The organism is Mycolicibacterium pyrenivorans (assembly GCF_025821625.1).
Lineage (GTDB): Bacteria > Actinomycetota > Actinomycetes > Mycobacteriales > Mycobacteriaceae > Mycobacterium > Mycobacterium pyrenivorans.
This window is the reverse complement of the sequence record NZ_JACKSH010000082.1, coordinates 1-24,679: the sequence shown is the minus strand read 5'-3', so window position 1 is coordinate 24,679 and position 24,679 is coordinate 1. Positions and strand designations below refer to the sequence as shown.

Sequence of the window (24,679 nt, the reverse complement as noted above, 5' to 3'; positions counted from 1 at the left end):
CTACCCCGAGAGGTGGAAGTTGCCGGACTGCCCGTACACGGACAGCGCGATTGCCAGGAGCAGCAGCGTCAGCACGATCAGGGACGTGCGTACCGCGTGGCCGACCGCTTCACCGACCCCCGCAGGTCCCCCGGAGGCGTTGTAGCCGTAGTAGGTGTGGACCAGCATGACGGCCACCGCCATGAGAACCACCGTGAGGAAAGACCACAGCAGATCGGTCGAATTGAGGAACGTATTGAAGTAATGGTCGTAGACACCGGTTGACTGCCCGTAGAACCCGGTCGTCCCGAACCGGGCCGCCAGAAATGCACACACCATCGCCACGCAGTACAGCGGGATCACCACCACCACTCCGGCGACCACGCGGGTCGACACGAGGTACGCCACCGATCGGACCGCCATGACCTCGAGGGCATCGATCTCGTCGGCGATTCGCATTGCGCCCAGCTGCGCCGTCGCTCCAGCGCCGATGGTGGCGGCCAGACCGATGCCCGCTACGGCCGGCGAAATGATGCGGACGTTGACGTAGGCGGAGATGAACCCCGTCATCGCCTCCACCCCGATGCCGGCCAGTTGGTTGTAGCCCTGGACGGCGACCACCGCGCCGGTCGACAAAGTGAGGAAGCCAACGACGACCACCGTGCCACCGATCACCGCCAGCGCGCCGGTGCCCAGGCTCATCTGCGCGATGAGTCGTAGGATTTCTCTCTTGTACCGGGAGAAGGAGATCCGAACCTCGCGCACGGATCTGGCGTTGAATGCGATCTGCGTGCCAACGCGATTCCAGCCGCCGGCCACGGCGCGCACCGTGCCGGCGAGCCACCTGGACCGCTGGCCGGCGGCGCCGGTCACTCCGTGCCCGTGTAGAAGACAGCGGTTGTGACGATGTTGATCACGAACAGCGCTATGAACGAATACACGACGGTTTCGTTGACGGCATTGCCGACGCCCTGCGGCCCCCTGCGCACCGACATGCCCTTGTAGCAGGCGATCATCGCGGCCGCCATCCCGAACAGTGCCCCCTTGACCAGTCCGAGCATCACATCGGGCAGACCGGTCAACAGCGTCAGCCCCGCTGCGAACGCACCCGGGGTCACATGCTGGACGAACACCGCGAAGGCGAAGGAGCCGGCCAATCCGACGATGGTGACGAGTGACACCAGAGAGACCGCGACGACGGTGGCCGCCAGCACCCGGGGAACCACCAGTCGGTGGATCGGATCGATACCGAGGACCCGCAACGCATCCAGTTCTTCACGGATGGTGCGGGCGCCCAGGTCCGCGCACATCGCCGTCGCCCCTGTGCCTGCGACGACGAGGACGGTGACGATCGGGCCGATCTGGGTGACCGAGGCGGTCGCTGCACCGGTGCCCGAGAAGTCGGCGGCACCGAACTCGACCAGCAGGACGTTGAGCGTGAATACGACGAGCACCGTGAAGGGAACTGCCAGCATGAGCGTCGGAACGATCGAGACTCGCGCCACGAACCAGGTCTGCAGCAGAAACTCTCGCCACGCAAACGGAGGCTTGAACATGGCCACCCCGGTGTCCAATGCCGTGGCGTAGAACTCGCCGATGCCACGTAGCGGCTTCAACGCGACATCTGTTGAAATCACCGGCGCCCCTCCTTGCTTCTGCTTGAGCAGAGCGCGGATCTGTCCGGAGATTATCGGACCGTGAGGGCTGCATCGCGTGTTGACCACCGCGTGTCGTAACTCTGGTTACTGTCCAGCCGCCGGCCGCAACAATTTCTTGTGGAGCCTAGGAGATTCGAACTCCTGACATCTGCCTTGCAAAGGCAGCGCTCTACCAACTGAGCTAAGGCCCCCGGTCGTTATCGGGAAGGCGTATCGGCTGCGGTGTGCCACACCTCGGCGCCGTGCTGAGTCCGCCACACCATCAGGGCGGCGGCCGCGGCGACTGCGGCACCGAACAGAAGCACCATCTTCATCGACGTGCACCTTTCCGTGGGGCTAGGAGGACTCGAACCTCCGACCTCTTCGTTATCAGCGAAGCGCTCTAACCGCCTGAGCTATAGCCCCGAGACCCGCACCGGGGGACCCTCGCGCGCGGGGGCCGAGCGACGAGATTACCGCACGGGTGAGCCGTCACCCAAACCAAGCCCGAACGCCGCGCCTGCGAACGTCAGTCGCGATCGGCGAGGGTCACCTCGACACCGCCCACCAGGTCGGTCGTCAGGTTGTAGATGAACGCCCCGATGGTCGCCGCGGCGGTCATCAGCACGATGTTCACCAAGCCGATCAATGCGGCCCCACCGAAGATCGTGCCACTGGAGACAAGCTCACCGCCGGCGCTGCCGCTGGCGCTGGTGAGCAGGTCGCCGACGTTGCTGTTCAGCTTGCTCCACACACCCATTCCGCCGAGCACCAGGTACAGGAACGCGACGGCGATCATCCACACGAAGAACATCGCGACCGACAACACCAGCGACACCTTCAGCGCGCTCCACGGATCGATGCGGCGGATCTGCATGCTCGCGCGCACCGGCCCCCGGTGCTGCCGGGTGGCGACCTGAACGCCCCGGCCCGACGCGGGTGCTTTCGCGGCGGGCGTCGGCGAATGCTCGCCGGACGGTCGGTCCGCCGGTTTGCGTTGTTGCTGCGGCCGGGGGGGTGGTCCCGACAAATCCGGCAGCTCGCTCGCGTAGGCACCGGAACCACTGTCGGGGCGGGAGCCCGGAGCAGGACGCACCGCCTCGGCACGCACCACGTCGGTGCGATCGCCGCGGGTCGCGGGCTCGGCCTCGGGCGCGCCGGCGGGTGTCGACCCTCCGGAGATGAACCGGTTCAGCCGGGCGTCCAGACCCGCTGGGTTTCCCCGGGGTCCGTCGGCATGCGGTGGCGCGTCGGGTGGCTGCGGATGCTGGGCGCGGGCGGCCGGGCCCCGCTGCCACGGCGGAACGTCGGAGTCGCGCGCCTGGGCGGGCCCCGACGGTCCCGGGCCGCCGCGGCTTGCCGCGTTTCCGAGTGAGCCACTTTCCTGGCCGGCACCCGAGGATCCTGAGGCGGAGCCGTTGGCTCCGCCGGGTCCTTCACCCGCACGCGGGTGTCCCGGCTCTTTCGGTGAGCTCACCTACGGCTCCTTCAGCTCAGTGCCGACTGCATGACCAGCCGGCGTCGCATTACGCGTCGTCCGACTCGTCGGCCGCGTCATCCTCGGCGTCCTCTTCGGCGTTGCGCGCAATGGCAATCAGTGTGTCGCCCTCACCGAGGTTCATCAAGCGCACCCCCTTGGTTTGCCGTCCGGCCTTGCGCACCTGTCGTGCCCTGGTCCGGATGACGCCACCTCCGGAGGTGATCGCGTACAACTCGGTCTCGTCGTCGACGATCAGCGCTCCGACCAGAGTGCCACGCCTGCGGTCGTACTGGATGGTGAGGATGCCTTTGCCGCCGCGGCCCTGCGCGGTGTACTCCTCGATCGCGGTCCGCTTGGCGTAGCCACCGGACGTCGCGACCAGCAGGTACGTGTCCTCTCGCACGACGTTTAGGGACAGTAGGCGGTCCTCTTCGTTGAACCGCATGCCCTGCACGCCCGAGGTGGCCCGTCCCATCGGACGCAGCGCCTCGTCGGTTGCCGAGAACCGGATCGACTGACCCTTCGCGGACACCAACAGCAGGTCGTCGTCGGCCGAGCACAGCACCGCGCCCACCAGTTCGTCACCGTCGCGCAGATTGACCGCGACGATGCCGCCGGAGCGGTTGGAGTCGAAATCGACCAGCCGGGACTTCTTCACCAGCCCGTTGCGGGTCGCGAGCACCAGGTACGGCGCGTCCTCGTAGGTCTTGAGCTGGATGACCTGGGCGATACGCTCCTCCGGCTGGAAGGCCAGCAGGTTGGCGACGTGCTGGCCACGCGCCGTGCGGGACGCCTCGGGCAGGTCGTAGGCCTTCGCCCGGTACACCCGGCCCTGCGTGGTGAAGAACAGGATCCAGTCGTGGGTGGAGCAGACGAAGAAGTGGTTGACGATGTCGTCCTGCTTGAGGCCGGCGCCCTGAACGCCCTTGCCGCCGCGTTTCTGGCTGCGGTACAGGTCGGACTTGGTCCGCTTCGCGTAACCGGTCTCGGTGATCGTGACGACGACCTCTTCACGCGCGATGAGGTCCTCGTCGGCGACGTCTCCGTCGGCCGGGATGATGCGGGTCCGGCGGTCGTCGCCGTACTTGTCGGCGAGTTCCTTCAGCTCGTCGCGCACGATCGCGCGCTGGCGCTCCGGCTTGGCCAGGATGTCCTCGAGGTCGGCGATCTCGGCCTCGATCTTGGCCAGGTCGTCGACGATGCGCTGGCGTTCCAGGGCGGCCAGGCGGCGCAGCTGCATGTCGAGGATGGCCTGGGCTTGGATGTCGTCGATGTCGAGCAGGTCGATCAGGCCGGCCCGCGCGATGTCGACCGTCTCGGACGCCCGGATCAACGCGATGACCTCGTCGAGCGCATCGAGGGCCTTGACCAGACCGCGCAGGATGTGGGCCCGCTCGTTGGCCTTGCGCAGCCGGTAGGTGGTGCGCCGGATGATCACATCGAGTTGGTGCTCGACGTAGTAGCGGATCATCTGGTCGATGCGCAGCGTGCGCGGAACGCCGTCGACGATCGACAGCATGTTGGCGCCGAAGCTGGTCTGCAGCTGGGTGTGCTTGTAGAGGTTGTTCAGCACGACCTTCGCGACGGCGTCGCGCTTGATCTCGACCACGATGCGCAGGCCGACGCGATCGCTGGACTGGTCCTCGATGTTCGAGATGCCGGCCATCTTGCCGTCGCGGACCTGCTCGGCGATCGACGTGATGAAGTTGTCGTGGTTGACCTGGTACGGCAGCTCGGTGATGACGATCGACGTGCGGCCCCGCGCGTCTTCCTCGATCTCGACGACGCCGCGCATCCGGATGGACCCGCGGCCGGTGGTGTAGGCGTCGTGGATGCCTTGCGAGCCGACAATCAGTCCGTGCGTGGGGAAGTCGGGTCCCTTGACGCGCTCACACACCGCTTCGAGGGTGGCTTCCTCGTCGGCCTCGTGATTGTCCAGGCACCAGTACACCGCCTCGGCCAGCTCACGCAGGTTGTGCGGTGGGATGTTGGTGGCCATACCGACCGCGATGCCGCCCGAACCGTTGGCGAGCAGGTTCGGGAACCGGCTGGGAAGAACCGTGGGTTCCTGCACCCGACCGTCGTAGTTCGGGACGAAGTTGACTGTCTCTTCGTCGATTTCGCGCAACATCTCCATGGCCAACGGGGTCAGCCGGGCCTCGGTGTTGTGGCTGATGAACCCGTTCGTGATGAACGAGTGGTCTTCCGTGTCAACGCGCAGGCTGTAGACGGGTTGCACACCGGCCTCGACGACGGCGGCAACCTTTGCGTAATAAAAGCGGCCGTCAGTCAGATCCGTCGCAATAGCGCGGACGTCCGGGTCGGCGCCGTGAACGTCGAAAAGCCACGCGAGCGCACGGTTTATGACGAGATTCGACGGATTCCTATCAGAAACCGTACTTTCGGCGTGCATCGCCACCACGTCGCCCGGGGTGATCTCCTCGATCAGCTTCCACAGCAACGTGGGCACGCCTCCGACGTCGACCAAGCACAGAAGCGGATGGTTCGCGGTACCTGTCACTTCGCATGCGTTCTCGGTGCGCACCGTATACGTCGGATGCTCACCAGAGTGAAAAAGTCGGTTCGCGACGACGGGCAGTCCGTGCCGGTCCAGCACCTTCAGCTCAATGTCGTTGTCCGAGTTCGGCTTCGCATCAGGAACGATATCCCCGAGTCGGACGAATTCGCGATCGGGCAGCGCCACAAGAGCATCACCCGTGACGCAGTACCTCATTGCGGCCGGCGGGTCGTTGCCCGGCGAACCGAAGTTGCCCTGGCCGTCGACCAGTGGGTAGCGCAGCGACCACGGCTGCGCCATCCGCACCAGGGTGTCGTAGATCGACGAGTCGCCGTGGGGATGATAGTTGCCCATCGTCTCGGCGACCGACCGCGCCGACTTCGCATGGCCGCGGTCGGGCCGGAATCCCGAGTCGAACATGGCGTAGAGCACCCGGCGGTGCACCGGCTTGAGACCGTCGCGGACCTCCGGTAGTGCGCGGCCCACGATGACGCTCATCGCGTAGTCGATGTAGCTGCGCTGCATCTCCTGCTGGATGTCGACCGGTTCGATGCGGTCTCCGGCTTCGTCGCCGGGGGGCAGCGTGGTGTCTGTCATCTCGTCCTCTGATCGCTGTAGCTAGCCGTCAACTCGTCTGGGTGGACTCAAACGTCCAGGAAGCGAACGTCTTTCGCGTTACGGGTGATGAAGCTGCGCCGCGCCTCGACGTCCTCGCCCATGAGGATCGAGAACAGTTCGTCTGCTGCCGCCGCGTCATCGAGGGTGATCTGGCGCAGCACGCGGACCGACGGGTCCATCGTCGTCTCCCACAGTTCCTTGGCGTCCATCTCGCCCAGGCCCTTGTAGCGCTGGATGCCGTCCTCGGTGTTGATCTTGCGCCCGGCCGCCCGGCCCGTCTCCAGAAGTCCGTCGCGTTCCCGGTCGGAGTAGGCGAACTCCGGTTCGGAGCGCTGCCATTTGAGCTTGTACAGCGGGGGCTGCGCCAGGAAGACGTGCCCGTTCTCGATGAGCGGCTTCATGAACCGGAACAGCAGTGTCAGCAGTAGCGTCGAGATGTGCTGGCCGTCCACGTCGGCGTCGGCCATCAGCACGATCTTGTGGTACCGCAGCTTGGAGAGGTCGAACTCGTCGTGGATGCCGGTGCCCAGTGCGGTGATGATCGCTTGGACTTCGGTGTTCTTCAGCACGCGGTCGATGCGGGCCTTCTCGACGTTGATGATCTTGCCGCGCAACGGGAGAATCGCCTGGAACATCGAGTCGCGGCCGCTCTTGGCCGAGCCGCCGGCCGAATCACCCTCCACCACATACAGTTCGGACTTCGTCGGATCGGTCGAGCGGCAGTCGGCCAGCTTGCCCGGCAGCCCGCCGATGTCCGTGGCGCTCTTGCGGCGCACCAGCTCACGGGCCTTGCGCGCGGCCAGCCGGGCCTGCGCCGACGAAACCGCCTTGTTGACAACGGTCTTGGCCTCGGCGGGATTGGCCTCGAACCAGTGTGACAGCTGCTCGTTGCAGATCTTCTGCACGAACGACTTCACCTCGGTGTTGCCGAGCTTGGTCTTGGTCTGGCCTTCGAACTGCGGGTCACTGACCTTGACTGAGATGACGGCCGCCAACCCCTCGCGGATGTCGTCGCCGGTGAGGTTCGGATCCTTTTCCTTGAGCAGCTTCTTGTCCTTGGCGTACTTGTTCACCACCGTGGTGAGCGCGCTGCGGAAACCTTCTTCGTGGGTGCCGCCCTCGTGGGTGTTGATCGTGTTGGCGAAGGTGTGCACCGATTCGGAGTAGCCGGCGTTCCACTGCATGGCGATCTCGACCTCGTGACCGGCGCCCTTACCGTCGAAATCGATGATGCTCTGCTGGATCGGGGTCTTGGTGCGGTTGATGTGCTTGACGTAGTCGACCAGGCCGCCGGGGTAGTGGAAGGTGCGACGCTTGACCTTGTGGGGGCCGGCCGCTTCGGCGGCCTTCTCGTCCGCCGATTTCGGGGCTTCGGCGGTGTCGCTCACGACGTCGTCGACCACTTCCTCGGCGGTGACGCGCTCGTCGCAGAGCTCGATGGTGAGCCCCCTGTTGAGGAAGGCCATCTCCTGCAGGCGCCGCGCGACGGTCTCGAAGTCGTATTCGGTGGTCTCGAAGATGTCGGGGTCCGCCCAGAACCTGATCGTCGTGCCGGTCTTCTTCGACGGGCCGCCCTGCTTGAGGGTGCCGGGCACCGAGCGGTCGTAGTACTGGAACCACTCGTAGCCGTCGCGCAGGATGGTGGCCTCGAGCCGGGTGGACAGGGCGTTGACCACCGAGACGCCGACGCCGTGCAGACCACCACTGACGTTGTAGCCGCTGTTCTCGCCGCCGAACTTGCCGCCGGCGTGCAACTGGGTCATGACGACGTCGACGGTGGGTGCGCCGCTTGAGTGCATCTCGACGGGGATGCCGCGGCCGTCGTCGGTGACCTGGACGCTGCCGTCACCGAGGATCTTGACGTCGACCTTGGTGGCGTAGCCGGCCATCGCCTCGTCGATCGCGTTGTCGACGACCTCCCAGACCAGGTGGTGCAGGCCGCGCTCTCCGGTGGAGCCGATGTACATGCCCGGGCGTTTCCGGACGGCTTCCAAACCCTCCAGAATCGTGATGGCGGAAGCGCCGTATTCTTTGGATGCGCTCTTCTTCTGGGCAGCCACGTTGAACGCGTCTCCTTGGTCTTTCGCGGGGGATCGTGTGCCGAGGGACGACGGCCCCTCGCGGATCTCCCGTCGAGTCTACCGTCAGCCACCGCCAGCACTGACTCTGAGGCGGCGTTTCTGCACACCTATTTGCGCCGTCTGTGGAATTTCTCGATTATCCATACGTCCCGACGCTTGAGAGTTGTGGATGAATGCTTGTCGGCGCTCTCAGCCAGTGGTAGGGATCGATCTATCCGTAGGTGTCACGCGGCCCTCGACCCGGCACCCGGTAGGGCCCCTTGCGCCACGACGGCCCCACCGGGCCGACGATCTTCAACGAGGTGACCACCCCGTCACCGACGGCGGCCGCGATCTTGGCGAGAAGCTGCGACTGCACCATCCGCAGCTGGGTCGCCCACGCCGTCGATTCGGCCGACACGGTGAGCACGCCGCTGTTCAGAGATGTCGGGGCGGCATGCGCGGCAATCTGCTCACCGACGACAGAACGCCACCGACCGAAGACCGAACCCTCGGCCACCCGACGGTTCCACCCCCGACTGCGCGCCAGGTCACTGGTGGCCGCACCCAAGAGTTGCGGGTCCCGCCCGTCGGGCCCCGGACCGGACCACCGGCGCCTGCTGTTGCCCGCGACCCGGCCGCCGGTGGGGGCGTGCCGCCCGCGTCCCACGTTCTTTCCCTGTACCCGGGCGGCGCCCCGCGCCTCCTCGAGCGTGCGGCGCACCAGATCCATGCCCTTGAGACCGGCGAGCTCGGGCGGTGGGCCGACCGCCTCGGCGGGGGCCTCGTTCTCGTTCTCGTTCTCGTCGTCGTCCATCACTGCACCTCGGAGATCCGTCCGGCGTCGTCGTCGTCACGCATGGTGATCTGGATACGCCGCACATCCCAGTCCGCCGGGATGTCCTCATCCACGGCCGCGGTCACGAGGACCTGCTCGGCGGATGCCGCGACCTGGGCGAGAGCCTCCCTGCGGGCACTGTCGAGTTCGGCGAACACGTCGTCGAGCAACAACACCGGGTCTCCGCCTTCCGCCCGCAGCAGTTCGTAGGCCGCCAGCCGCAGCGCCAACGCCACCGACCACGATTCGCCGTGACTGGCAAATCCCTTCGCGACCTGCTCACCGAGCCGCAACTCCAGATCATCCCGGTGGGGTCCGACAAGACAGACCCCGCGTTCCAGCTCCGCCTCGCGGCGACGGCTCAGCGCGTCGAGCAACGCCGCCTCGAACACCTCGACGTCGCCGTTCCCCGCGGCCGCCTCCTTCTCGACGACCTCGACGCCACTGCGATAGCGAATGGTCGCCGGCCGCGATGTCGGCGCCAGCAGTTGGTAGGCCTTCTCCACCTCGGGGGCCAGCTCGTTCACCAGTTCCACCCGCGCAGCGACCAATTGGGCACCGTGGGCCGCGAGGTAACCGTCCCAGACGTCGAGTGTCTCCAGCGCACCGCGGTCACCGCGGTAGCGGCCCGCGGCCGCGGTCTTGAGCAGGGCGGTCCGCTGGCGAACCACCTTGTCGTAGTCGGCGCGGACCGCCGCGATCCGTGGCCTGCGGGTGGTGGCCAGTTCGTCGAGGTAGCGTCGCCGCTCGCTCGGGTCACCGCGGACCAGGGAAAGATCCTCCGGGGCGAACAACACCGCCCGCAGCACACCGAGGATTTCGCGGGCCGACCTCACCGGGGACCGGTTCAACCGTGCCTTATTGGCCCGCCCCGAGGTGATGTCCAGATCGACCGCGAGCTCACGGCCCTCGTTGACCACGATCGTGGATACGACCGCGCGGTCGGCGCCTGCGCGAACCAACGGTGCGTCGGAGGCCACCCGATGAGAACCCAGAGTCGCTGAATACCACAGCGCTTCAATGAGGTTCGTCTTGCCGTACCCGTTGGAGCCGACGAACACCGTGCGGCCTGGCTCGAGGTCGATCTCGACTCGCGCCCATGACCTGAAGTCGGTCAGTGCAAGGTGACGTACATGCACAGATACACCTCGGTCACCCGGATTCGCTGACTCGCTTGACGGCGTGCCCGCCGAACTGGTTCCGCAGTGCCGCGACGGCCTTCATCGTCGGCGAATCGTCCTGGCGAGAAAGGAATCTGGCGAACAGCGCCGCGGCGATGCTGGGCACCGGAACCCGTAGCCGGATCGCTTCCTCCACCGTCCAGCGGCCCTCACCGGAATCCTCGGTGTACCCACTGATCTCGGCGAGTTCCGGATCCTCCTTGAGCGCCCTGGCCAGCAGTTGCTGCAGCCATGACCGCACCACCGTGCCGTTCGTCCACGCTTGGTACACCGCCTGCGGATCCTTCACGAGGTCCTCGGCCGCCAGCATCTCGTAGCCCTCGGCGTACGCCGTCATCAGCGCGTATTCGACACCGTTGTGCACCATCTTGGCGAAATGCCCGGCCCCGACAGGACCCACGTGCACGAATCCGTCCTCGACCGGTCCCGGCGGGCGCAACGTGTCGAAGATCGGCATCGCGCGTTCGATGTCGGCGTCGCTGCCGCCGACCATCAGCCCGTAGCCTTCGGTCAAACCCCAGACACCGCCGGAGACACCCGCGTCGATGAAGGAGATTCCCTTGTCTCCCAACAACTTCGCATGCGGTGCGTCCTCCGTGTAACGGGAGTTGCCGCCATCGATCACCAGGTCGCCCTCGCTGAGCACGTCGGCCAGCGCCGAGATGGTCTGCTCGGTCACTGTGCCCGACGGCACCATCACCCACACGACGCGGGGCGCCGCCAACGCGGCAGCGAGCTCCTCGAGGGATCCGACGTCGGAGACCTCCGGTCGCGGGTCGTAGCCGACGGTGTCATGGCCTCCCTCGCGCAGACGGGCACGCATGTTGAAACCCATCTTGCCGAGGCCGACGAGACCCAGTTGCATATCAGCGCCCCTTCTCGTGTTCGGTCTCGCGGATCAGCCGGGAAGACGTACCGGCATCAACAGGTACACATAGTCCGTCTGCGCCGCCGGGAAGGGACCGCTGCCGCCACTGGCGTCATCGTCTCCCGCCGGGCGCAACACCGCAGGCCGACTGGGTGTGGTGAAGCCGAAGGTCACCCGCTCGGCGTGCAACGATCCGAGGCCCTCGGTCAGATAGGTCGGGTTGAACGCGATCGTCAGCGGTTCCCCGGAGAACTGCACGGGCAGATCCTCTTCGGCCCGCCCCACGTCGTCGGCACCGGCCGACAGCCGCAGCACGTCGTCGGCGAACTCCATCCGGACCTGGGCTCCGCGGTCGGCGACCAGGGCGACGCGCTTGATCGCCTCGGTCAGCTCGGCGACGGCGATCGTCGCGATCGCGGTGTGTTCGCTGGGCAGCAACTGGCGGAACTTCGGGAACTCGGCGTCCAGCAGCCGGGTGGTGCTGCGCTTGCCCTTGCTCCGAATCCCGAGCAGCCCCTCCTTGCCCACCGCGGTACCCGACCCCAGCGCCAGGTGCACGTCGTCGCCGTCGGTGCCCGCCTTCGCGGCTTCGGCCAACGTCTTCGCAGGCACCAGGACCGCGGCCTCCACGCCAGCCGCGTCGGTCGACCAGGTCAACTCTCGGACGGCCAACCGGAAACGGTCGGTAGCAGCCAAAACCACCTTCTCGCCGGAAATCTCGACGCGGATACCGGTCAGCATGGGCAGTGTGTCGTCACGGCCGGCGGCCACGGCCACCTGTCCGATGGCCTCGGCGAAAAGCTCCGAGGACACCACGCCCGTCTCCTCGGGGAGGGTGGGCAACGTCGGGTAGTCCTCCACCGCCATGGTCGGCAGCGAAAACCTGGCGCTACCGCAGGTCAGCGACACCCTGGTGCCTTCGACGCTGACGTCAACCGGCTTCGCAGGCAGCGCCCGCACGATATCGGAGAGCAGCCGACCCGATACCAAAACGCTTCCAGGAGAGGCTATTTCAGCTGCGATCTGGACTTCTGCGGAAACCTCGTAGTCGAATCCCGAGATGGTCAGCCCGTCATCGGATCCGGTGAGCAGCACCCCTGCCAGCACGGGCACCGTCGGCCTCGACGGGAGATTGCGGGCAACCCAGGCGACCGCATCGGCGAAGTCTTCGCGGGTCAGTCGAAATTTCAAATCCGTGAGACCTGCCGTCGCCACGTTCATAGCGTCCCTTCGATGCACACCCCGACAAAAGCTTTACCAGCGGTTTCACGGTGTCGCATGCCGCGCCGTCCGGACGCGCTACGACGACCGCAACGGCTGTCGATGAACCACCGTAGAGCTTTCGGCCCCAACTTGAAAGCTAATCGATCGGGCCGACATCTGGGTGGGTAACGGGTGTCGGAGCACCCGAGATCGGGGTTTCCCCAGCCGCCTTCTTCTAGAAGAAATCCGTAGAGATAGATGAGTAACAGTAATAGGTCCTGTGGACGCTGGGGATAAGTGTGGTCCTGCGCTGGCCGGCGGGGGTGAGGGGGTGTTGGCGGACTGGGGATACACCGCGAGTGATCTTGGAGTGGCTGGGGATGCAGCAGCCGCTGGGGAGCGATCGTCGGATGATTCGATGATTGACCTCAGGTTGTGCACACGTCGGTGCACAGGCCGGCGCTGTGACGAGTGGGGCGAGCGGGTCAGAAGTTTTTCGCCGATTCGGGCCGTCGGAGGCATGCATCAGCCCGATCCGACCGCACACCGGCGGCAGTCGAGGGCGAACAGGGGAGTGAACGGTCAGCGCTTGGCGCGCTGGCGGATCCGCGTGGTGAGTTCCTTGACGTGATCGAAGACCTCACGGCGCTCGGCCATTTCGGCACGAATCTTCTTCTCCGCGTACATGACCGTGGTGTGGTCGCGGCCGAAGGCCTGGCCGATCTTCGGGAGCGAGAGGTCGGTGAGTTCACGGCACAGATACATCGCGATCTGCCGTGACTGGGCCAGGGCGCGGGTCTTGCCCGGGCCGCGGAGTTCATCGAGGCTGGTCTCGAAGTACTCGGCGGTGGCAGCCATGATCGCGGCGGTACTGATCTGCATGGTGGACGGGTCGGAGATCAGATCACGGAGCACGATCTCGGCCAGAGACCTGTCGATCGCGGTCTTGTTGAGTGAGGCGAACGCGGTCACCCGGATCAGCGCGCCCTCGAGCTCACGGATGTTGCGTTCGATCCGGCTGGCGATCAACTCCAGTACGTCGTCGGGGACGTCGAGCCGATCCATCTGAGCCTTCTTGCGCAGGATGGCGATTCGGGTTTCCAGCTCCGGCGGCTGCACATCGGTGATCAGGCCCCACTCGAACCTGGTCCGTAGCCGGTCCTCGAGAGTGGCGAGCTGTTTGGGTGGCCGGTCGGACGAGATGACGATCTGCTTGTTCGCGTTGTGCAACGTGTTGAAGGTGTGGAAGAACTCCTCCTGGATGCCGTCCTTGCCTTCGATGAACTGGATGTCGTCGACCAGCAGGACGTCGATGTCGCGATAGGTGCGCTTGAACGATGCCCGGCGATCGTCACGCAGGGAGTTGATGAAGTCGTTGGTGAATTCCTCGGTGGAGACGTACTTGACCCGCATGCCGGGGAACAACCGCTGGGCGTAGTTGCCCGCGGCGTGCAGCAGGTGGGTCTTGCCGAGACCGGACTCACCCCAGATGAACAGCGGGTTGTAGGCGCGGGCGGGCGCTTCGGCGATCGCCAGCGATGCCGCGTGCGCGAACCGGTTGGAGGCGCCGATCACGAAGGTGTCGAAGGTGTAGCGCCGGTTCAGGTTGATCGCGCTGTCGTCGTTCGTGGCAGAACTGCTCGCCCGCTTGGAGAAGTAGCTCGGCCAGGCGGCTTCGGCGCTGGCACGTGCGGCGAGATCTTCGTCGATGTCCTCGTCGAGATCGTCGAGATCGGGCGCGGCCGGCGGCTCGCGGAATCCGTTGTGCCCGTCGTCACCTTCGGCGGCGGGGTCAGCGATCCGCACACCCAGTTCGACGCGCTGGCCGAGCTGGCGGCTCAGCGCGGTGACGATCGGTTCGCGCAGATGACGTTCGATCTCGTTCTGGACGAAGGGGGTCGGCACCGAAAGCAGTGCGAAGCCCTCGGTGATCACCAGTGGCCGGACCAGCTTGAGCCAGGCGCGCTGCTGCGGCGTCAACGAGCCGTTGACCGCGTCGCCGTCACCGTTGAGTTCGGCGACGACGTTCTTCCAGATGGCGACGAACGGAGGGTCGGGGTCAGCTGTCAACGACACGCACCCCCTAGCGGCCGGCCCAGGGACGGCCAAGTCGACGACAACGAACTGTCCACAAAGTTATCCACAGGCTGTGGAGAGAGGACGGTCGCGGTCGTCTGGTTGTCTACCTGCGGGGCCGCTGTCGGCCGGAGCTCGTCGATGGATCGATGCATACCCTGCGATCCAGCGGGCTCGCAACGGACGGGGTGGCCTCGCTTCGTTGTCTTTGGCCGTCCCGGTGTGGAATCGGCATTGCCAGAAGCTAACAGTTTTCTCTCCGAGTGCCAACAGTTCGGCAACATTGCCGGGGGCCGAATTTGGCGCGGATTCGGTGCTGGCGCAATCGTTCCTGATGAGCGTGACAGTTGTGGTTGGTGTGATGTCTCTGACCTTGGTCGGGGGCCGGGGGAGCAGGAGGGGAGCAGGTTTGACCCAGCGATTTCTCGTCAGTACCCTCGAACAGTCGCCCGCACGTGGCGATACGGCTGCGACCCGGCCCCGCCGGGGGCCGCGCCGGTCAGACGGACGAGCTTACCAACGGCCGACCGCGTCACGCCTGTCATGAGGATTCATGCGGGCGGAGCGTGGGGGCCAGACGCAATGAGGAGTGACAGCCGTGGCCAAGGGCAAGCGGACTTTTCAGCCCAACAACCGCCGTCGGGGGCGAGTGCACGGGTTCCGGCTGCGGATGCGTACCCGCGCCGGCCGGGCGATCGTGTCGGATCGGCGCCGCAAGGGCCGCCGTTCACTGACTGCGTGATGCGGCGCAAGGTCTGACGCGGTGCTTCCGGCGCAGTACCGGATGACCCGGTCGGCCGAGTTCGGTGCCACGGTGAGCCAGGGGACGAAAGCCGCGCAACCGGATCTCGTCCTGTACACGCGGCCCGACCGGACCGGTGAACCCGGGCCCCGGATCGGGCTGGTCGTGTCGAAGGCAGTGGGGAACGCCGTTCAGCGGCATCGAGTGTCCCGACGCCTCCGGCATGCCGCACGGGCCCTGCTCGAGGACCTCGATCCTGCCGACCGAGTGGTGATCCGGGCTCTACCGAGCAGCAGGCATGCCATCTCACCGCGCTTGGAACAGGAGTTGCGGACAGCGCTGAAGCGCATCCGAACGCGGTCCGGTGAGTCCAAGTGAGACCACGTTCGGCCGCGGTGCGGATGGTGGTCTTCATGATCGAGCTCTATCGGCACACCATCTCGCCGTTGCGTCTGCCGACCTGTCGGTTCACCCCGACGTGCAGCCAGTACGCCGTCGACGCGCTCACGGAGTTCGGATTGGTCCGGGGCGGTTGGCTCGCAACGGTCCGCCTCCTGAAATGTGGTCCATGGCATAACGGAGGATGGGATCCGATACCGGATCGAGAAGCCGACCACGCGGAGCATCGAGGCCCAGCCGCTGAGTGTGCCTGTGGCATAACCGAACACCGGAGCAGCCCGGTGCAGCAAGGGGAGAGTCAGACGCGTGTTTAATTGGTTGAGCCTCGACATCATCTATTACCCGGTGTCGGCGATCATGTGGGTTTGGTACAAGGCCTTCGCCTTCCTGCTGGGACCGTCGAACTTCTTCGCCTGGGCATTGTCGGTGATGTTCCTGGTGTTCACGCTGCGCGCGATTCTGTACAAGCCGTTCGTCCGGCAGATCCGCACCACGCGGCAGATGCAGGAGCTGCAGCCCCAGATCAAGGCGCTGCAGAAGAAGTACGGCAAGGACCGTCAGCGGATGGCGCTCGAGATGCAGAAGCTGCAGAAGGAGCACGGGTTCAACCCGATCCTGGGCTGCCTGCCGATGCTTGCGCAGATCCCGGTGTTCCTCGGTCTCTACCACGTGCTGATGTCCTTCAACCGGACCCAGACGGGTATCGGCAGGCTGGGCCTGTCGGTGGAGGAGAACCGCAGCCTGGGCAACTACCTGTTCAGCGCCACCGACGTCGGCCACTTCCTGGACGCCAACCTGTTCGGCGCCCCGCTCGGCGCGACGATGATCCAGCAGCACGGCCTGGAAGCCTTCACCGAGTTCTACCGCCCTGCCGTGGTGGCGGTTGGTGTGCCGTTCATGATTGCGGCCGGCATCGCCACGTACTTCAACAGCCGGGCCTCGGTGGCCCGGCAGAGTCCTGAAGCGGCCGCGAATCCGCAGACCGCGATGATGAACAAGCTGGCGCTCTACGTCTTCCCACTCGGCGTCGTGGTCGGCGGTCCGTTCCTGCCCCTCGCAGTGATCATGTACTGGCTGGCGAACAACATCTGGACCTTCGGCCAGCAGCACTACGTGTTCGGCAAGATCGAGAAGGAAGAAGAGCAGAAGAAGCTCGAGGCACTGGAGCGCCGTGCTGCGAACGCGCCGGCTCCCGGGGCCAAGCCGAGCCGCAAGAAGAAGGCGGCTTCCGCCGACACGGCCGCGGACGCGGAGGCAACCGCCGGGGACGGTGGCGTGCCCGCAGACGGCGCAGACGCCACGGCACCGGACAAGGACGGTGTGGCGCCGCCCGATTCGGCGGCGACTGCACAGGAGTCGGCGAAACCTGCAGCGCGGAACGGAGCGGTGAACCGCACTCCGAAACCCGGCGCTCGGCCGAAGAAACGTAAGCGTTGACGCGCGGGTGACCGCGAACGAGGGAGAGGTGTTTGTATGACGAACGCAGAAACTGCCGCCACGTCGGACACGGCGGAGCGCAGTGAGGACGTCGAGCCGATCGAGAACGGAGTCGACGCTCCCGTGGAGGGTGAGGTAGCCACGGAAGGTGAGGCAGCCACCGATGGCGAAGAAGCCACCGATGGCGAAGAAGCCACCGATGGCGAAGAAGAACTCGAGGACAAGTTGGTCGCCGAGGGTGAGATCGCCGGCGACTATCTGGAGGAGCTGCTGGACCTCCTGGACTTCGACGGCGACATCGACCTGGACGTCGAGGGTGACCGCGCCGTCGTGAGCATCGACGGCGGCGGGGATCTGACCAAGCTGGTCGGGCGCAAGGGCGAGGTGCTCGACGCGCTTCAGGAGTTGACTCGGTTGGCCGTACACCAGAAGACCGGCGAGCGCAGCCGGCTGATGCTGGACATCGCGCAGTGGCGTCGACGGCGGCGCGACGAGCTGGCCGCGCTCGGCGACAAGGTGGCCCGCCGGGTGCTGGAGACGGGGGAGCGCGAAGAGCTGTCTCCCATGACGCCGTTCGAGCGCAAGATCGTGCACGATGCCGTGGCCGCGGTTCAGGGTGTGCACAGCGAGAGCGAGGGCGTGGAGCCGTCGCGTCGCGTCGTCGTCCTCACCGATTGATCCTCGGGGTTTGACCCACTGAGTTACATCGATGTAGTTCGTCTGCGTGTCCTGTGGCCGTTCCCTCGCGGAAGTTCGGAGGATGTTTCACGTGAAACACGCGGAGGTTCCGCCGCCACCCGCCGCCGCGGAGGAGATCTTCGGCGATGCCGTCGAGGGCGCGTATCGGTACGCCCAGATGCTGGCGGGCGCCGGCGTCGAGCGCGGGTTGCTCGGGCCACGGGAGGTGGACCGGGTGTGGGATCGGCACGTCCTCAACAGTGCGGTCGTGGCGGAGATTCTGGAGCCCGGCGAGCGGATCGCCGACATCGGCAGTGGCGCGGGGCTGCCCGGGATACCGTTGGCGTTGGCCCGCCCGGATCTTCGCGTGACGCTCGTCGAGCCGCTCCTGCGCCGTAGTGACTTCCTCCGTGAGGTCATCGACGAACTCGGAATCGAGTGCGCGGTGGTGCGCGGGCGCGCGGAAGACCGAGCGGTGCGCGACGAAGTGGGGGAGATCGATGCGGTGGTGTCGCGAGCGGTGGCCTCATTGGACAAGCTGACGAAGTGGAGCGTCGCCCTGCTGCGTCCCGGCGGTCGCATGTTGGCGATCAAGGGGGAGCGTGCCGAGGATGAGATCCGGGAGCATCGCCGCGTGATGACGAAGCTGGGTGTGACCGAGGTGAAGGTGATGAGATGTGGCGCGCGATTCGTGGATCCACCCGTGACGGTGGTCGTAGGGTCTCAGGGATCGCTGCGGACCGGACGGCAGCCGGGAAGGAAGCAGAGATGACCTCAGTTCCCGACAACCGGGAACCGCAGCCGCGCGATGTTTCACGTGAAACCCAGCCGCGGGATGTTTCACGTGAAACGTGGGCGTCGCAGGAGGTGGACACCCCCATCGGCGCGGAGGCCGAACGAGCGGTCAGGCTGATGCAGGCAGCCACGCAAGGGCAGCTTCCCCGGCCTGCGCGTCAGCGCGTCTTCACGATCGCCAATCAGAAGGGCGGCGTGGGGAAGACCACGACGGCCGTCAACATCGCCGCGGCCCTGGCGCTGCAGGGACTGCGGACGCTCGTCATCGACCTGGATCCCCAAGGGAACGCGAGCACCGCCCTGGGTATCGAGCACCGTCCCGGTACGCCGTCGTCGTACGAGGTGTTGATCGGCGAGATCCCCATCGAGTCCGCGTTGCAGCGCAGCCCACACAACGACCGGCTCTACTGCATCCCGGCGACGATCGATCTCGCGGGCGCCGAGATCGAACTGGTCAGCATGGTCGCCAGGGAGGGCCGGCTGCGCACAGCGCTGGCCGAACTCGAGCACCACAACTTCGACTACGTCTTCATCGACTGCCCGCCGTCTCTCGGACTGCTCACGATCAATGCGTTGGTCGCCGCGCCCGAGGTCCTGATCCCCATCCAGTGCGAGTACTACGCGCTCGAAGGCGTGGGTCAGCTTCTGCGCAACATCGAGATGGTCAAGGCGCATCTGAACCCTGCCCTCGACGTGACGACCGTCGTGCTGACGATGTACGACGGCCGCACGAAGCTGGCCGATCAGGTGGCGATGGACGTGCGGGCGCACTTCGGAGACAAGGTCTTGCGGACCGTGATCCCGCGCAGCGTGAAGGTCTCCGAGGCACCGGGCTACGGCATGACGATCATCGAATACGACCCGGGGTCCAGGGGAGCGATGAGCTATCTGGACGCGAGCCGCGAGCTTGCGCACCGAGGAGTGGGGGAACAATCTCGATGACCGCACCCGTGACGAGAAGAGGGAATCGATGAACAACGCGGCCAAGAAGCGAAGCGGACTGGGCCGCGGCCTCGCGTCGCTGATCCCGACGGGCCCCGCCGACGGGGAAGGGCCGGCAACCACGGGTCCGCGCATGGGTGACGCCGCCGCCGATGCGATGTTCGGTGGACCACCCGCCGCGCCGGCCGCAACCGCTCCGCTCACGGCGGAGGAGAATTCGGTCGGCGCCGTGTACCGCGAGATCGACCCGTCGAGGATCGATCCGAACCCACGCCAGCCGCGCCAGGTGTTCGACGAGGAGGCACTCGCCGAGCTCGTGCACTCCATCCGCGAGTTCGGTCTGATGCAGCCGATCGTGGTCCGGGAGACTCCCGACACCACGACCGGCCCCGAAACAACGACAGAAGGGCCCCCGCGCTACCAACTCGTCATGGGGGAGCGGCGGTGGCGCGCCGCCCAACAGGCCGGGGTGGCGACGATCCCCGCGATCGTCCGGGAAACCGCCGACGACAGCATGCTGCGGGATGCACTGCTGGAGAACATCCATCGCGTGCAGTTGAACCCTCTCGAAGAGGCCGCCGCCTACCAGCAGCTGCTCGAGGAGTTCGACGTCACCCACGACGAACTGGCCTCGCGCATCGGCCGGTCGCGGCCGGTGATCACGAACATGATCCGGTTGCTCCGTCTGCCGATAGCGGTGCAGCGCCGGGTCGCCGCCGGGGTGCTGTCGGCGGGACATGCGCGCGCGCTGCTGGCACTCGAGGGCGGCTCGGAGCAGCAGGAGGAACTCGCCGCACGCATCGTGGCCGAGGGCCTGTCCGTGCGCGCGACCGAAGAGGCCGTGACCCTGGCCAACCGGGACGAGGGCACGGCACCATCGGCTCCGCGCCGCAAGCCGATTCAGATGCCGGGCCTGCAGGATGTCGCCGAACAGCTGTCGTCGGCCTTCGATACCCGGGTCACGGTCAGCCTGGGCAAGCGCAAGGGCAAGATCGTGGTCGAGTTCGGATCGGTGGACGATCTGCAGCGAATTGTGGAGCTGATGAACACGTCGTCGCCGTGACCGACCATACCGGCGAATTACGTCACTGTGACACTGACGGGTCCGGAACGGCCGTCGATTCCGCCCGCCTGAGGAAACTCGCTGTGCGCCAACCCAATTCGATGGACCGGCCGGGCAGAGCGTCACCGGTCGGCCGGCACGGGCCCGTCCGGACCGCGCCTTCTATCCTGGAAGGGTTGCCGGCTGGCTCGGTCGGCATCGGACGGCTCAGAACCCCGGGAGTGTAGTGGCCGCACGTATCACGCCTCTTCGGCTCGAAGCATTCGAGCAGTTGCCGAAGCATGCACGGCGCTGCGTCTACTGGGAGGTCGACCCGACCACGCTGGGTGACGATCATCTGTCCGACCCGGAGTTCGAGAAGGAGGCATGGCTGTCGATGGTCATGCTCGAGTGGGGGTCCTGCGGGCAGTTGGCCGTCGAGTGCCGCGACGGCGCGGAGGCCGGCGACCCCACCCTCGAGCCGACCGACGAGCCGTGCCTGGGCTACGCGTTCTACGCGCCGCCGCGCACCGTGCCCCGGGCGGCGCGGTTTCCGACCGGACCCGTCAGCGCCGACGCCGTCCTGTTGACCTCGCTCGGCATCGAGTCCGGGCACGGGGGACAGGATCTGTCGCGGCCGCTGATCGCGGCGGTGGTCGGCGATCTGGTTCAGCGCGGCGTGCGCGCGCTCGAGGCGTTCGGTCGTTCAGCCGAGGCCTCCGAATTGACCGGCCCGGCGAAGGTGCCCGAGGATGTCGCGCCCGTGATGGCGACCCTCGGCGACTGCTCGGTCGAGCAGTGCATGCTCGGAACCGATCTGCTGTTGGACGCGGGATTCGTTGTGGTGTCGCACCACACCTACTTTCCGCGGCTGCGGCTGGAGCTCGAACAGGGCCTCGGATGGAAGGCCGGCGTCGAGGCGGCACTGGAGCGGTTGCTGCAGAGCGCCCAGCTCGAGGAGCCGGTGGGGGCCGGGTCGAACCCGTGCCGTTAGGCCTGGCGGGCCTGCTCGACCGACAGCTCGTGGGCGAGTAGTTCGGCGAAGGTGAAGGTGCCGGTCGGCCGGTCGTTCTTGCCGAGCAGGTACAGCCTTTTGACGGAGGCGAGGATGCCTTCGGCGATCGAGTCGCGCGATGCCGGAGACACGAGGGTGGCGCGGTCGCCCGGGTTGGTGACGTAGCCGATGTCGACCTGAACGGTGGGCATGCGGGTCAACCGGACCAGATCCCATGTCCGGCCATGTACCCGGCAGTCACGTAATCCGGTGCGCGCCACCACTTCACGCTGAATGAAGTCGGCAAGGTTGCGGCCGATGGTGGAGACCGAACCGTGTGAATTGCCGAAGTGGAACGAGGCTACACCGTTGGCGGCCGGGCTGGCCTGGGCTTCGCAACGCAAGCTGATCATCAGGTCGGCGCCGACGGTGTTGGCGGTGACCGCACGCTCGGCGTCCGACGGTGAGCGGTTGGCCGGGCGGGACAGGAACGTCTCCATGCCGATCGCGGTCATCCGGCCTTCGAGGCGACTTGCCAAGTCCCACAAGATATCTGCTTCGCTGATCGGACCCGCGGGCCCGTTCATGATCAGACCGTGGTCGCTGCCTCCGCGGCCCGGGTCGATGATGATCCGCTTTCCCGACAGCCGCGGACCGGAACTGCGGACCAACTCCTCCTCGCGGATCGCATGCGGTGACCCGCCGGTGACTCGGGAACCGAGAAAGTACAAGGACCGCAACGTTTCCGGCCCGCAGATACCGTCCGGATACAGCCCGTACTCACGCTGATAGGACATCAACGCGTTGTGCGTCAGCAGACCGAAGTGGCCGTCGACCAGGTTGGTGTAGAACCCCAGATCCTGCAAGCGCGCCTGCAGCGTCGCCACGTCGTCGCCGTACATCGGTGCACCGAACTGGTGGTTGAGAGTGCGTGCTCCAAGCCGGTAGGATGCTTCCTTCAGGGCTCGGTAGGTGGCTTCACCGACGACGCCGTCCACGAGAAGGCCGCGGTGCTGCTGGAATGCGCGGACAGCGTGATCGAGCTCGCCGTCGAACATGTCTGCGGCGACATGCTTGCCGGTGGTGAGGTCATCATCGGGGTGCTCGATCATGCCCAGCGCGGCAAGAGCGGCCCGGATCTCGGTGACCGCACCCCCGCGGTCACCGCGACGCAGACTCGACATAGGCAGCATTCTCTCAGACCGACTGGGGAATCGAGAAAACCCCAGGCAGGTGTTCAGCCCCCGAAATGCGGCGTCAGACCGCCGCTAGACCACGTCCGAGAGCTCGCGCAGCAGTGCCGCCTTGCCCTTCGCACCGACGATTCGCTTGATCGGTTCACCATCCTTGAACAGGATCATCGTCGGGATCGACACCACCTGGAAGTCGCGGGCGGTGCCCGGATTCTCGTCGACGTCGATCTTGGCGACCGTCAGCGAACCGGCCTTCTCGGCGGCGATCTCCTCGAGCACCGGGGCGACCATCTTGCACGGGCCGCACCAAGTCGCCCAGAAGTCCACCAGCACCGGCGTGCTGCTCGACAGCACGTCCTGGGAGAACGAATCGTCGGTGACCGCCACCGTCGAAGTTCCAGCGGACCCAGCGCTCATCGTTGTGCTCCAATCAGATCGGTGTCTTCTGTTGAGGTGGAAGTTCTCTCGCCCGGCTCCGCCTGGTCGGCCAGCCACCGTTCCGCGTCGATGGAGGCGGCGCAACCACTTCCGGCGGCGGTGATCGCCTGGCGGTAGGTGTGGTCGACGAGATCGCCTGCGGCGAAGACTCCTTCGACCGAGGTGTAGGTGGTGCGACCCTGAACCTGCACGTAGCCGGCGTCGTCCAGCTCGACCTGCCCGCGCACCAGCTCCGAACGCGGATCGTGCCCGATCGCGACGAAGACACCGGTCACGGCCAGCTCGGATTCCTCACCGGTCACGGCGTTGCGCAGCCGGATACCGGTCACCTTGGGGTCGCCCTCGATGGCGGTGACGTCCGTGTTGGTGAGGAATCGGATCTTCTCGTTGGTCTGCGCGCGCTCCAGCATGATCTTCGACGCGCGGAACTCGTCTCGCCGGTGGATCAGCGTGACGCTGCGAGCGAAGCGGGTCAGGAACGTGGCCTCCTCCATCGCGGAGTCGCCGCCGCCGACCACGGCGATGTCCTGGTCCCGGAAGAAGAAACCGTCGCAGGTGGCGCAGGTGCTCACACCCATGCCGAGCAGCGCGTCCTCACCGGGTACACCCAGGTGCCGGGCGGCAGCGCCCATGGCCAGGATCACCGCGCGCGCCTGGTGGGTCTCGTCACCGACGGTGACGGACTTGATGGGTCCGGCCAGGTCGACGGCGTCGACATCCTCCATGCGCAGATCCGCGCCGAAGCGAAGTGCCTGCTCACGCATCTGGTCCATCAACTCCGGGCCGGTGATGCCGTCGCGGAATCCGGGGTAGTTCTCGACCTCCGTCGTGGTCATCAGGGCGCCACCGAACTGGGAGCCCTCGAATACCAGCGGCTTGAGCTGGGCACGAGCTGCGTACACGGCCGCCGTGTAGCCGGCAGGGCCGGAACCGATGACGATGACGTCATGGACGGTGGGTGAGGAGGTCATGAGAGCCTTTCTGCCAGCGGCAAGAGGTCGAACAACCGCGTTGGTAAAACACCAGGGTATGCCGCAGTGTTCCCGCATACCTCTCCGGTGCGTCGCCGGTGCGGTGTCGGTGTCGTCACTGCCCGGGTAGTTCCCGCTCGGCGATGAGCCCGGTGTCGACGGCGTTGCAGGCGGGTTCCACGGCGAGCGCGAGGATCTGCCCGGGCGCCTGGCCGGGAATCAGAAGCAGCACCGCGGGCCTGCCGGACACCTCGAGCAATCGACCACCGAGGACTTCCGGGGCGGGGGAGTGGCCTAGGCCGGCCAGGCAGGCCGCGCGGCGTTGCGCGTCGCCCAGCGGGCCAAGGTCGGCGACCTCGGACAGCGCCGCCCGCAGCTCGGCGTCGGACAGCGGAAAACCGGTGTCGTCCGCGGTCTGCTCCACGGTGATCTGGTCGGCCGTCGGTCCCGACGGGAACGCAGTGCCGTCATCGCGGGTCACCATGACCGCGCCGAGGACGGCCGCGGCCGCCACGGCACCGATCCCGATGGCGAGCCCGGCCCGTTGCACCCGGGTCAGCCGCGGCCGCGGCAGGGCGTGGCCGCCGGAC

At 66.4% G+C, this 24,679-nt stretch carries 23 protein-coding genes and 2 tRNA genes; 9 read left to right on the top strand and 16 right to left on the bottom strand.

Going from position 1 to position 24,679, the window contains the following annotated elements:
• The 12 genes from H7I57_RS10660 to dnaA form a co-directional block, all read right to left on the bottom strand.
• Window positions 1-852 carry an ABC transporter permease gene (locus tag H7I57_RS10660; protein WP_264023458.1) on the bottom strand — a complete coding sequence of 284 codons (852 nt, stop codon included), beginning with the start codon at window positions 850-852 and terminating at the stop codon, window positions 1-3.
• The gene (locus H7I57_RS10655) at window positions 849-1,616 is read right to left on the bottom strand and encodes an MlaE family ABC transporter permease (protein ID WP_264023457.1); all 768 of its coding nucleotides are present in this window, start codon (window positions 1,614-1,616) and stop codon (window positions 849-851) included. The genes H7I57_RS10660 and H7I57_RS10655 overlap by 4 nt, the downstream gene beginning before the upstream one ends.
• Before the next feature lie 139 nt (window positions 1,617-1,755).
• A tRNA-Ala gene (locus H7I57_RS10650) sits at window positions 1,756-1,828 on the bottom strand.
• 140 nt (window positions 1,829-1,968) lie between these two features.
• Window positions 1,969-2,042 (bottom strand) — tRNA-Ile (locus H7I57_RS10645).
• A gap of 103 nt (window positions 2,043-2,145) precedes the next feature.
• Window positions 2,146-3,093, bottom strand: a complete 948-nt coding sequence (locus H7I57_RS10640) for a DUF3566 domain-containing protein (RefSeq protein ID WP_264023456.1) — start codon at window positions 3,091-3,093, stop codon at window positions 2,146-2,148.
• Between the two features lie 49 nt (window positions 3,094-3,142).
• Window positions 3,143-6,211, bottom strand: coding sequence for an intein-containing DNA gyrase subunit A (gene gyrA, locus H7I57_RS10635; RefSeq protein ID WP_264023455.1), 3,069 nt, complete (start codon window positions 6,209-6,211; stop codon window positions 3,143-3,145).
• 47 nt (window positions 6,212-6,258) lie between these two features.
• Window positions 6,259-8,292: a DNA topoisomerase (ATP-hydrolyzing) subunit B gene (gyrB, locus tag H7I57_RS10630; protein WP_264023454.1), complete on the bottom strand. Its 2,034-nt coding sequence runs from the start codon at window positions 8,290-8,292 to the stop codon at window positions 6,259-6,261.
• Window positions 8,293-8,524: 232 nt separating this feature from the next.
• Entirely contained in the window at window positions 8,525-9,109 is a 585-nt protein-coding gene (locus tag H7I57_RS10625; RefSeq protein WP_264023453.1) for a DUF721 family protein, read from the bottom strand.
• Window positions 9,109-10,269, bottom strand: a complete 1,161-nt coding sequence (gene recF / locus H7I57_RS10620; RefSeq protein ID WP_264023452.1) for a DNA replication/repair protein RecF — start codon at window positions 10,267-10,269, stop codon at window positions 9,109-9,111. The genes H7I57_RS10625 and recF overlap by 1 nt, the downstream gene beginning before the upstream one ends.
• A gap of 13 nt (window positions 10,270-10,282) precedes the next feature.
• Window positions 10,283-11,176, bottom strand: coding sequence for a phosphogluconate dehydrogenase (NAD(+)-dependent, decarboxylating) (gene gnd, locus H7I57_RS10615; RefSeq protein WP_264023451.1), 894 nt, complete (start codon window positions 11,174-11,176; stop codon window positions 10,283-10,285).
• Between the two features lie 33 nt (window positions 11,177-11,209).
• Window positions 11,210-12,400: a DNA polymerase III subunit beta gene (gene dnaN, locus H7I57_RS10610; RefSeq protein WP_264023450.1), complete on the bottom strand. Its 1,191-nt coding sequence runs from the start codon at window positions 12,398-12,400 to the stop codon at window positions 11,210-11,212.
• Window positions 12,401-12,964: 564 nt separating this feature from the next.
• Window positions 12,965-14,452, bottom strand: a complete 1,488-nt coding sequence (dnaA, locus tag H7I57_RS10605; RefSeq protein ID WP_275081134.1) for a chromosomal replication initiator protein DnaA — start codon at window positions 14,450-14,452, stop codon at window positions 12,965-12,967.
• A gap of 604 nt (window positions 14,453-15,056) precedes the next feature.
• Between dnaA and rpmH the strand changes: the two genes are divergently transcribed.
• From rpmH to H7I57_RS10560, 9 genes are all read left to right on the top strand, one after another.
• Entirely contained in the window at window positions 15,057-15,200 is a 144-nt protein-coding gene (gene rpmH / locus H7I57_RS10600; RefSeq protein WP_264023449.1) for a 50S ribosomal protein L34, read from the top strand.
• Window positions 15,201-15,221: 21 nt separating this feature from the next.
• Window positions 15,222-15,578: a ribonuclease P protein component gene (rnpA, locus tag H7I57_RS10595; RefSeq protein ID WP_264023448.1), complete on the top strand. Its 357-nt coding sequence runs from the start codon at window positions 15,222-15,224 to the stop codon at window positions 15,576-15,578.
• A gap of 23 nt (window positions 15,579-15,601) precedes the next feature.
• Window positions 15,602-15,913: a membrane protein insertion efficiency factor YidD gene (gene yidD, locus H7I57_RS10590; RefSeq protein WP_264023476.1), complete on the top strand. Its 312-nt coding sequence runs from the start codon at window positions 15,602-15,604 to the stop codon at window positions 15,911-15,913.
• A complete protein-coding gene (yidC, locus tag H7I57_RS10585; protein WP_264023447.1) occupies window positions 15,906-17,036 on the top strand; it encodes a membrane protein insertase YidC in 1,131 nt (376 codons plus the stop codon). Before yidD ends, yidC begins: the two co-directional genes overlap by 8 nt.
• A gap of 36 nt (window positions 17,037-17,072) precedes the next feature.
• Window positions 17,073-17,714 carry a Jag family protein gene (locus H7I57_RS10580; RefSeq protein WP_264023446.1) on the top strand — a complete coding sequence of 214 codons (642 nt, stop codon included), beginning with the start codon at window positions 17,073-17,075 and terminating at the stop codon, window positions 17,712-17,714.
• A gap of 91 nt (window positions 17,715-17,805) precedes the next feature.
• Entirely contained in the window at window positions 17,806-18,486 is a 681-nt protein-coding gene (gene rsmG / locus H7I57_RS10575) for a 16S rRNA (guanine(527)-N(7))-methyltransferase RsmG (RefSeq protein ID WP_264023445.1), read from the top strand.
• Entirely contained in the window at window positions 18,483-19,451 is a 969-nt protein-coding gene (locus H7I57_RS10570; protein ID WP_264023444.1) for a ParA family protein, read from the top strand. The genes rsmG and H7I57_RS10570 overlap by 4 nt, the downstream gene beginning before the upstream one ends.
• 28 nt (window positions 19,452-19,479) lie before the next feature.
• A complete protein-coding gene (locus H7I57_RS10565; protein ID WP_264023475.1) occupies window positions 19,480-20,514 on the top strand; it encodes a ParB/RepB/Spo0J family partition protein in 1,035 nt (344 codons plus the stop codon).
• A gap of 226 nt (window positions 20,515-20,740) precedes the next feature.
• The gene (locus H7I57_RS10560) at window positions 20,741-21,487 is read left to right on the top strand and encodes an acetyltransferase (protein ID WP_264023443.1); all 747 of its coding nucleotides are present in this window, start codon (window positions 20,741-20,743) and stop codon (window positions 21,485-21,487) included.
• On the opposite strand, the gene H7I57_RS10555 is transcribed toward H7I57_RS10560, so the two are convergent.
• The 4 genes from H7I57_RS10555 to H7I57_RS10540 form a co-directional block, all read right to left on the bottom strand.
• On the bottom strand, window positions 21,484-22,671 hold the full coding sequence (locus tag H7I57_RS10555) for an N-acetylmuramoyl-L-alanine amidase (RefSeq protein ID WP_264023442.1): 1,188 nt from the start codon (window positions 22,669-22,671) through the stop codon (window positions 21,484-21,486). The two genes, H7I57_RS10560 and H7I57_RS10555, sit on opposite strands and share 4 nt — an antisense overlap.
• 84 nt (window positions 22,672-22,755) lie before the next feature.
• Complete coding sequence (trxA, locus tag H7I57_RS10550) at window positions 22,756-23,097, bottom strand: thioredoxin (protein WP_264023441.1); 342 nt, start codon at window positions 23,095-23,097, stop codon at window positions 22,756-22,758.
• Complete coding sequence (trxB, locus tag H7I57_RS10545; protein ID WP_264023440.1) at window positions 23,094-24,089, bottom strand: thioredoxin-disulfide reductase; 996 nt, start codon at window positions 24,087-24,089, stop codon at window positions 23,094-23,096. The genes trxA and trxB overlap by 4 nt, the downstream gene beginning before the upstream one ends.
• A gap of 115 nt (window positions 24,090-24,204) precedes the next feature.
• A partial coding sequence (locus H7I57_RS10540) for an RsmA family anti-sigma factor (RefSeq protein ID WP_264023439.1) occupies window positions 24,205-24,679 on the bottom strand: 475 nt, incomplete at its 5' end.

Excerpts from the sequence above, each read along its gene's own strand:
- gyrA (WP_264023455.1), bottom strand. The coding sequence starts at position 6,211 with ATGACAGACACCACGCTGCCCCCCGGCGACGAAGCCGGAGACCGCATC.
- H7I57_RS10570 (WP_264023444.1), top strand. The coding sequence starts at position 18,483 with ATGACCTCAGTTCCCGACAACCGGGAACCGCAGCCGCGCGATGTTTCA.
- H7I57_RS10555 (WP_264023442.1), bottom strand. The coding sequence starts at position 22,671 with ATGTCGAGTCTGCGTCGCGGTGACCGCGGGGGTGCGGTCACCGAGATC.
- yidD (WP_264023476.1), top strand. The coding sequence starts at position 15,602 with ATGGTGGTCTTCATGATCGAGCTCTATCGGCACACCATCTCGCCGTTG.
- H7I57_RS10625 (WP_264023453.1), bottom strand. The coding sequence starts at position 9,109 with ATGGACGACGACGAGAACGAGAACGAGAACGAGGCCCCCGCCGAGGCG.
- gnd (WP_264023451.1), bottom strand. The coding sequence starts at position 11,176 with ATGCAACTGGGTCTCGTCGGCCTCGGCAAGATGGGTTTCAACATGCGT.
- H7I57_RS10565 (WP_264023475.1), top strand. The coding sequence starts at position 19,480 with ATGAACAACGCGGCCAAGAAGCGAAGCGGACTGGGCCGCGGCCTCGCG.
- dnaN (WP_264023450.1), bottom strand. The coding sequence starts at position 12,400 with ATGAACGTGGCGACGGCAGGTCTCACGGATTTGAAATTTCGACTGACC.
- trxA (WP_264023441.1), bottom strand. The coding sequence starts at position 23,097 with ATGAGCGCTGGGTCCGCTGGAACTTCGACGGTGGCGGTCACCGACGAT.
- H7I57_RS10580 (WP_264023446.1), top strand. The coding sequence starts at position 17,073 with ATGACGAACGCAGAAACTGCCGCCACGTCGGACACGGCGGAGCGCAGT.
- trxB (WP_264023440.1), bottom strand. The coding sequence starts at position 24,089 with ATGACCTCCTCACCCACCGTCCATGACGTCATCGTCATCGGTTCCGGC.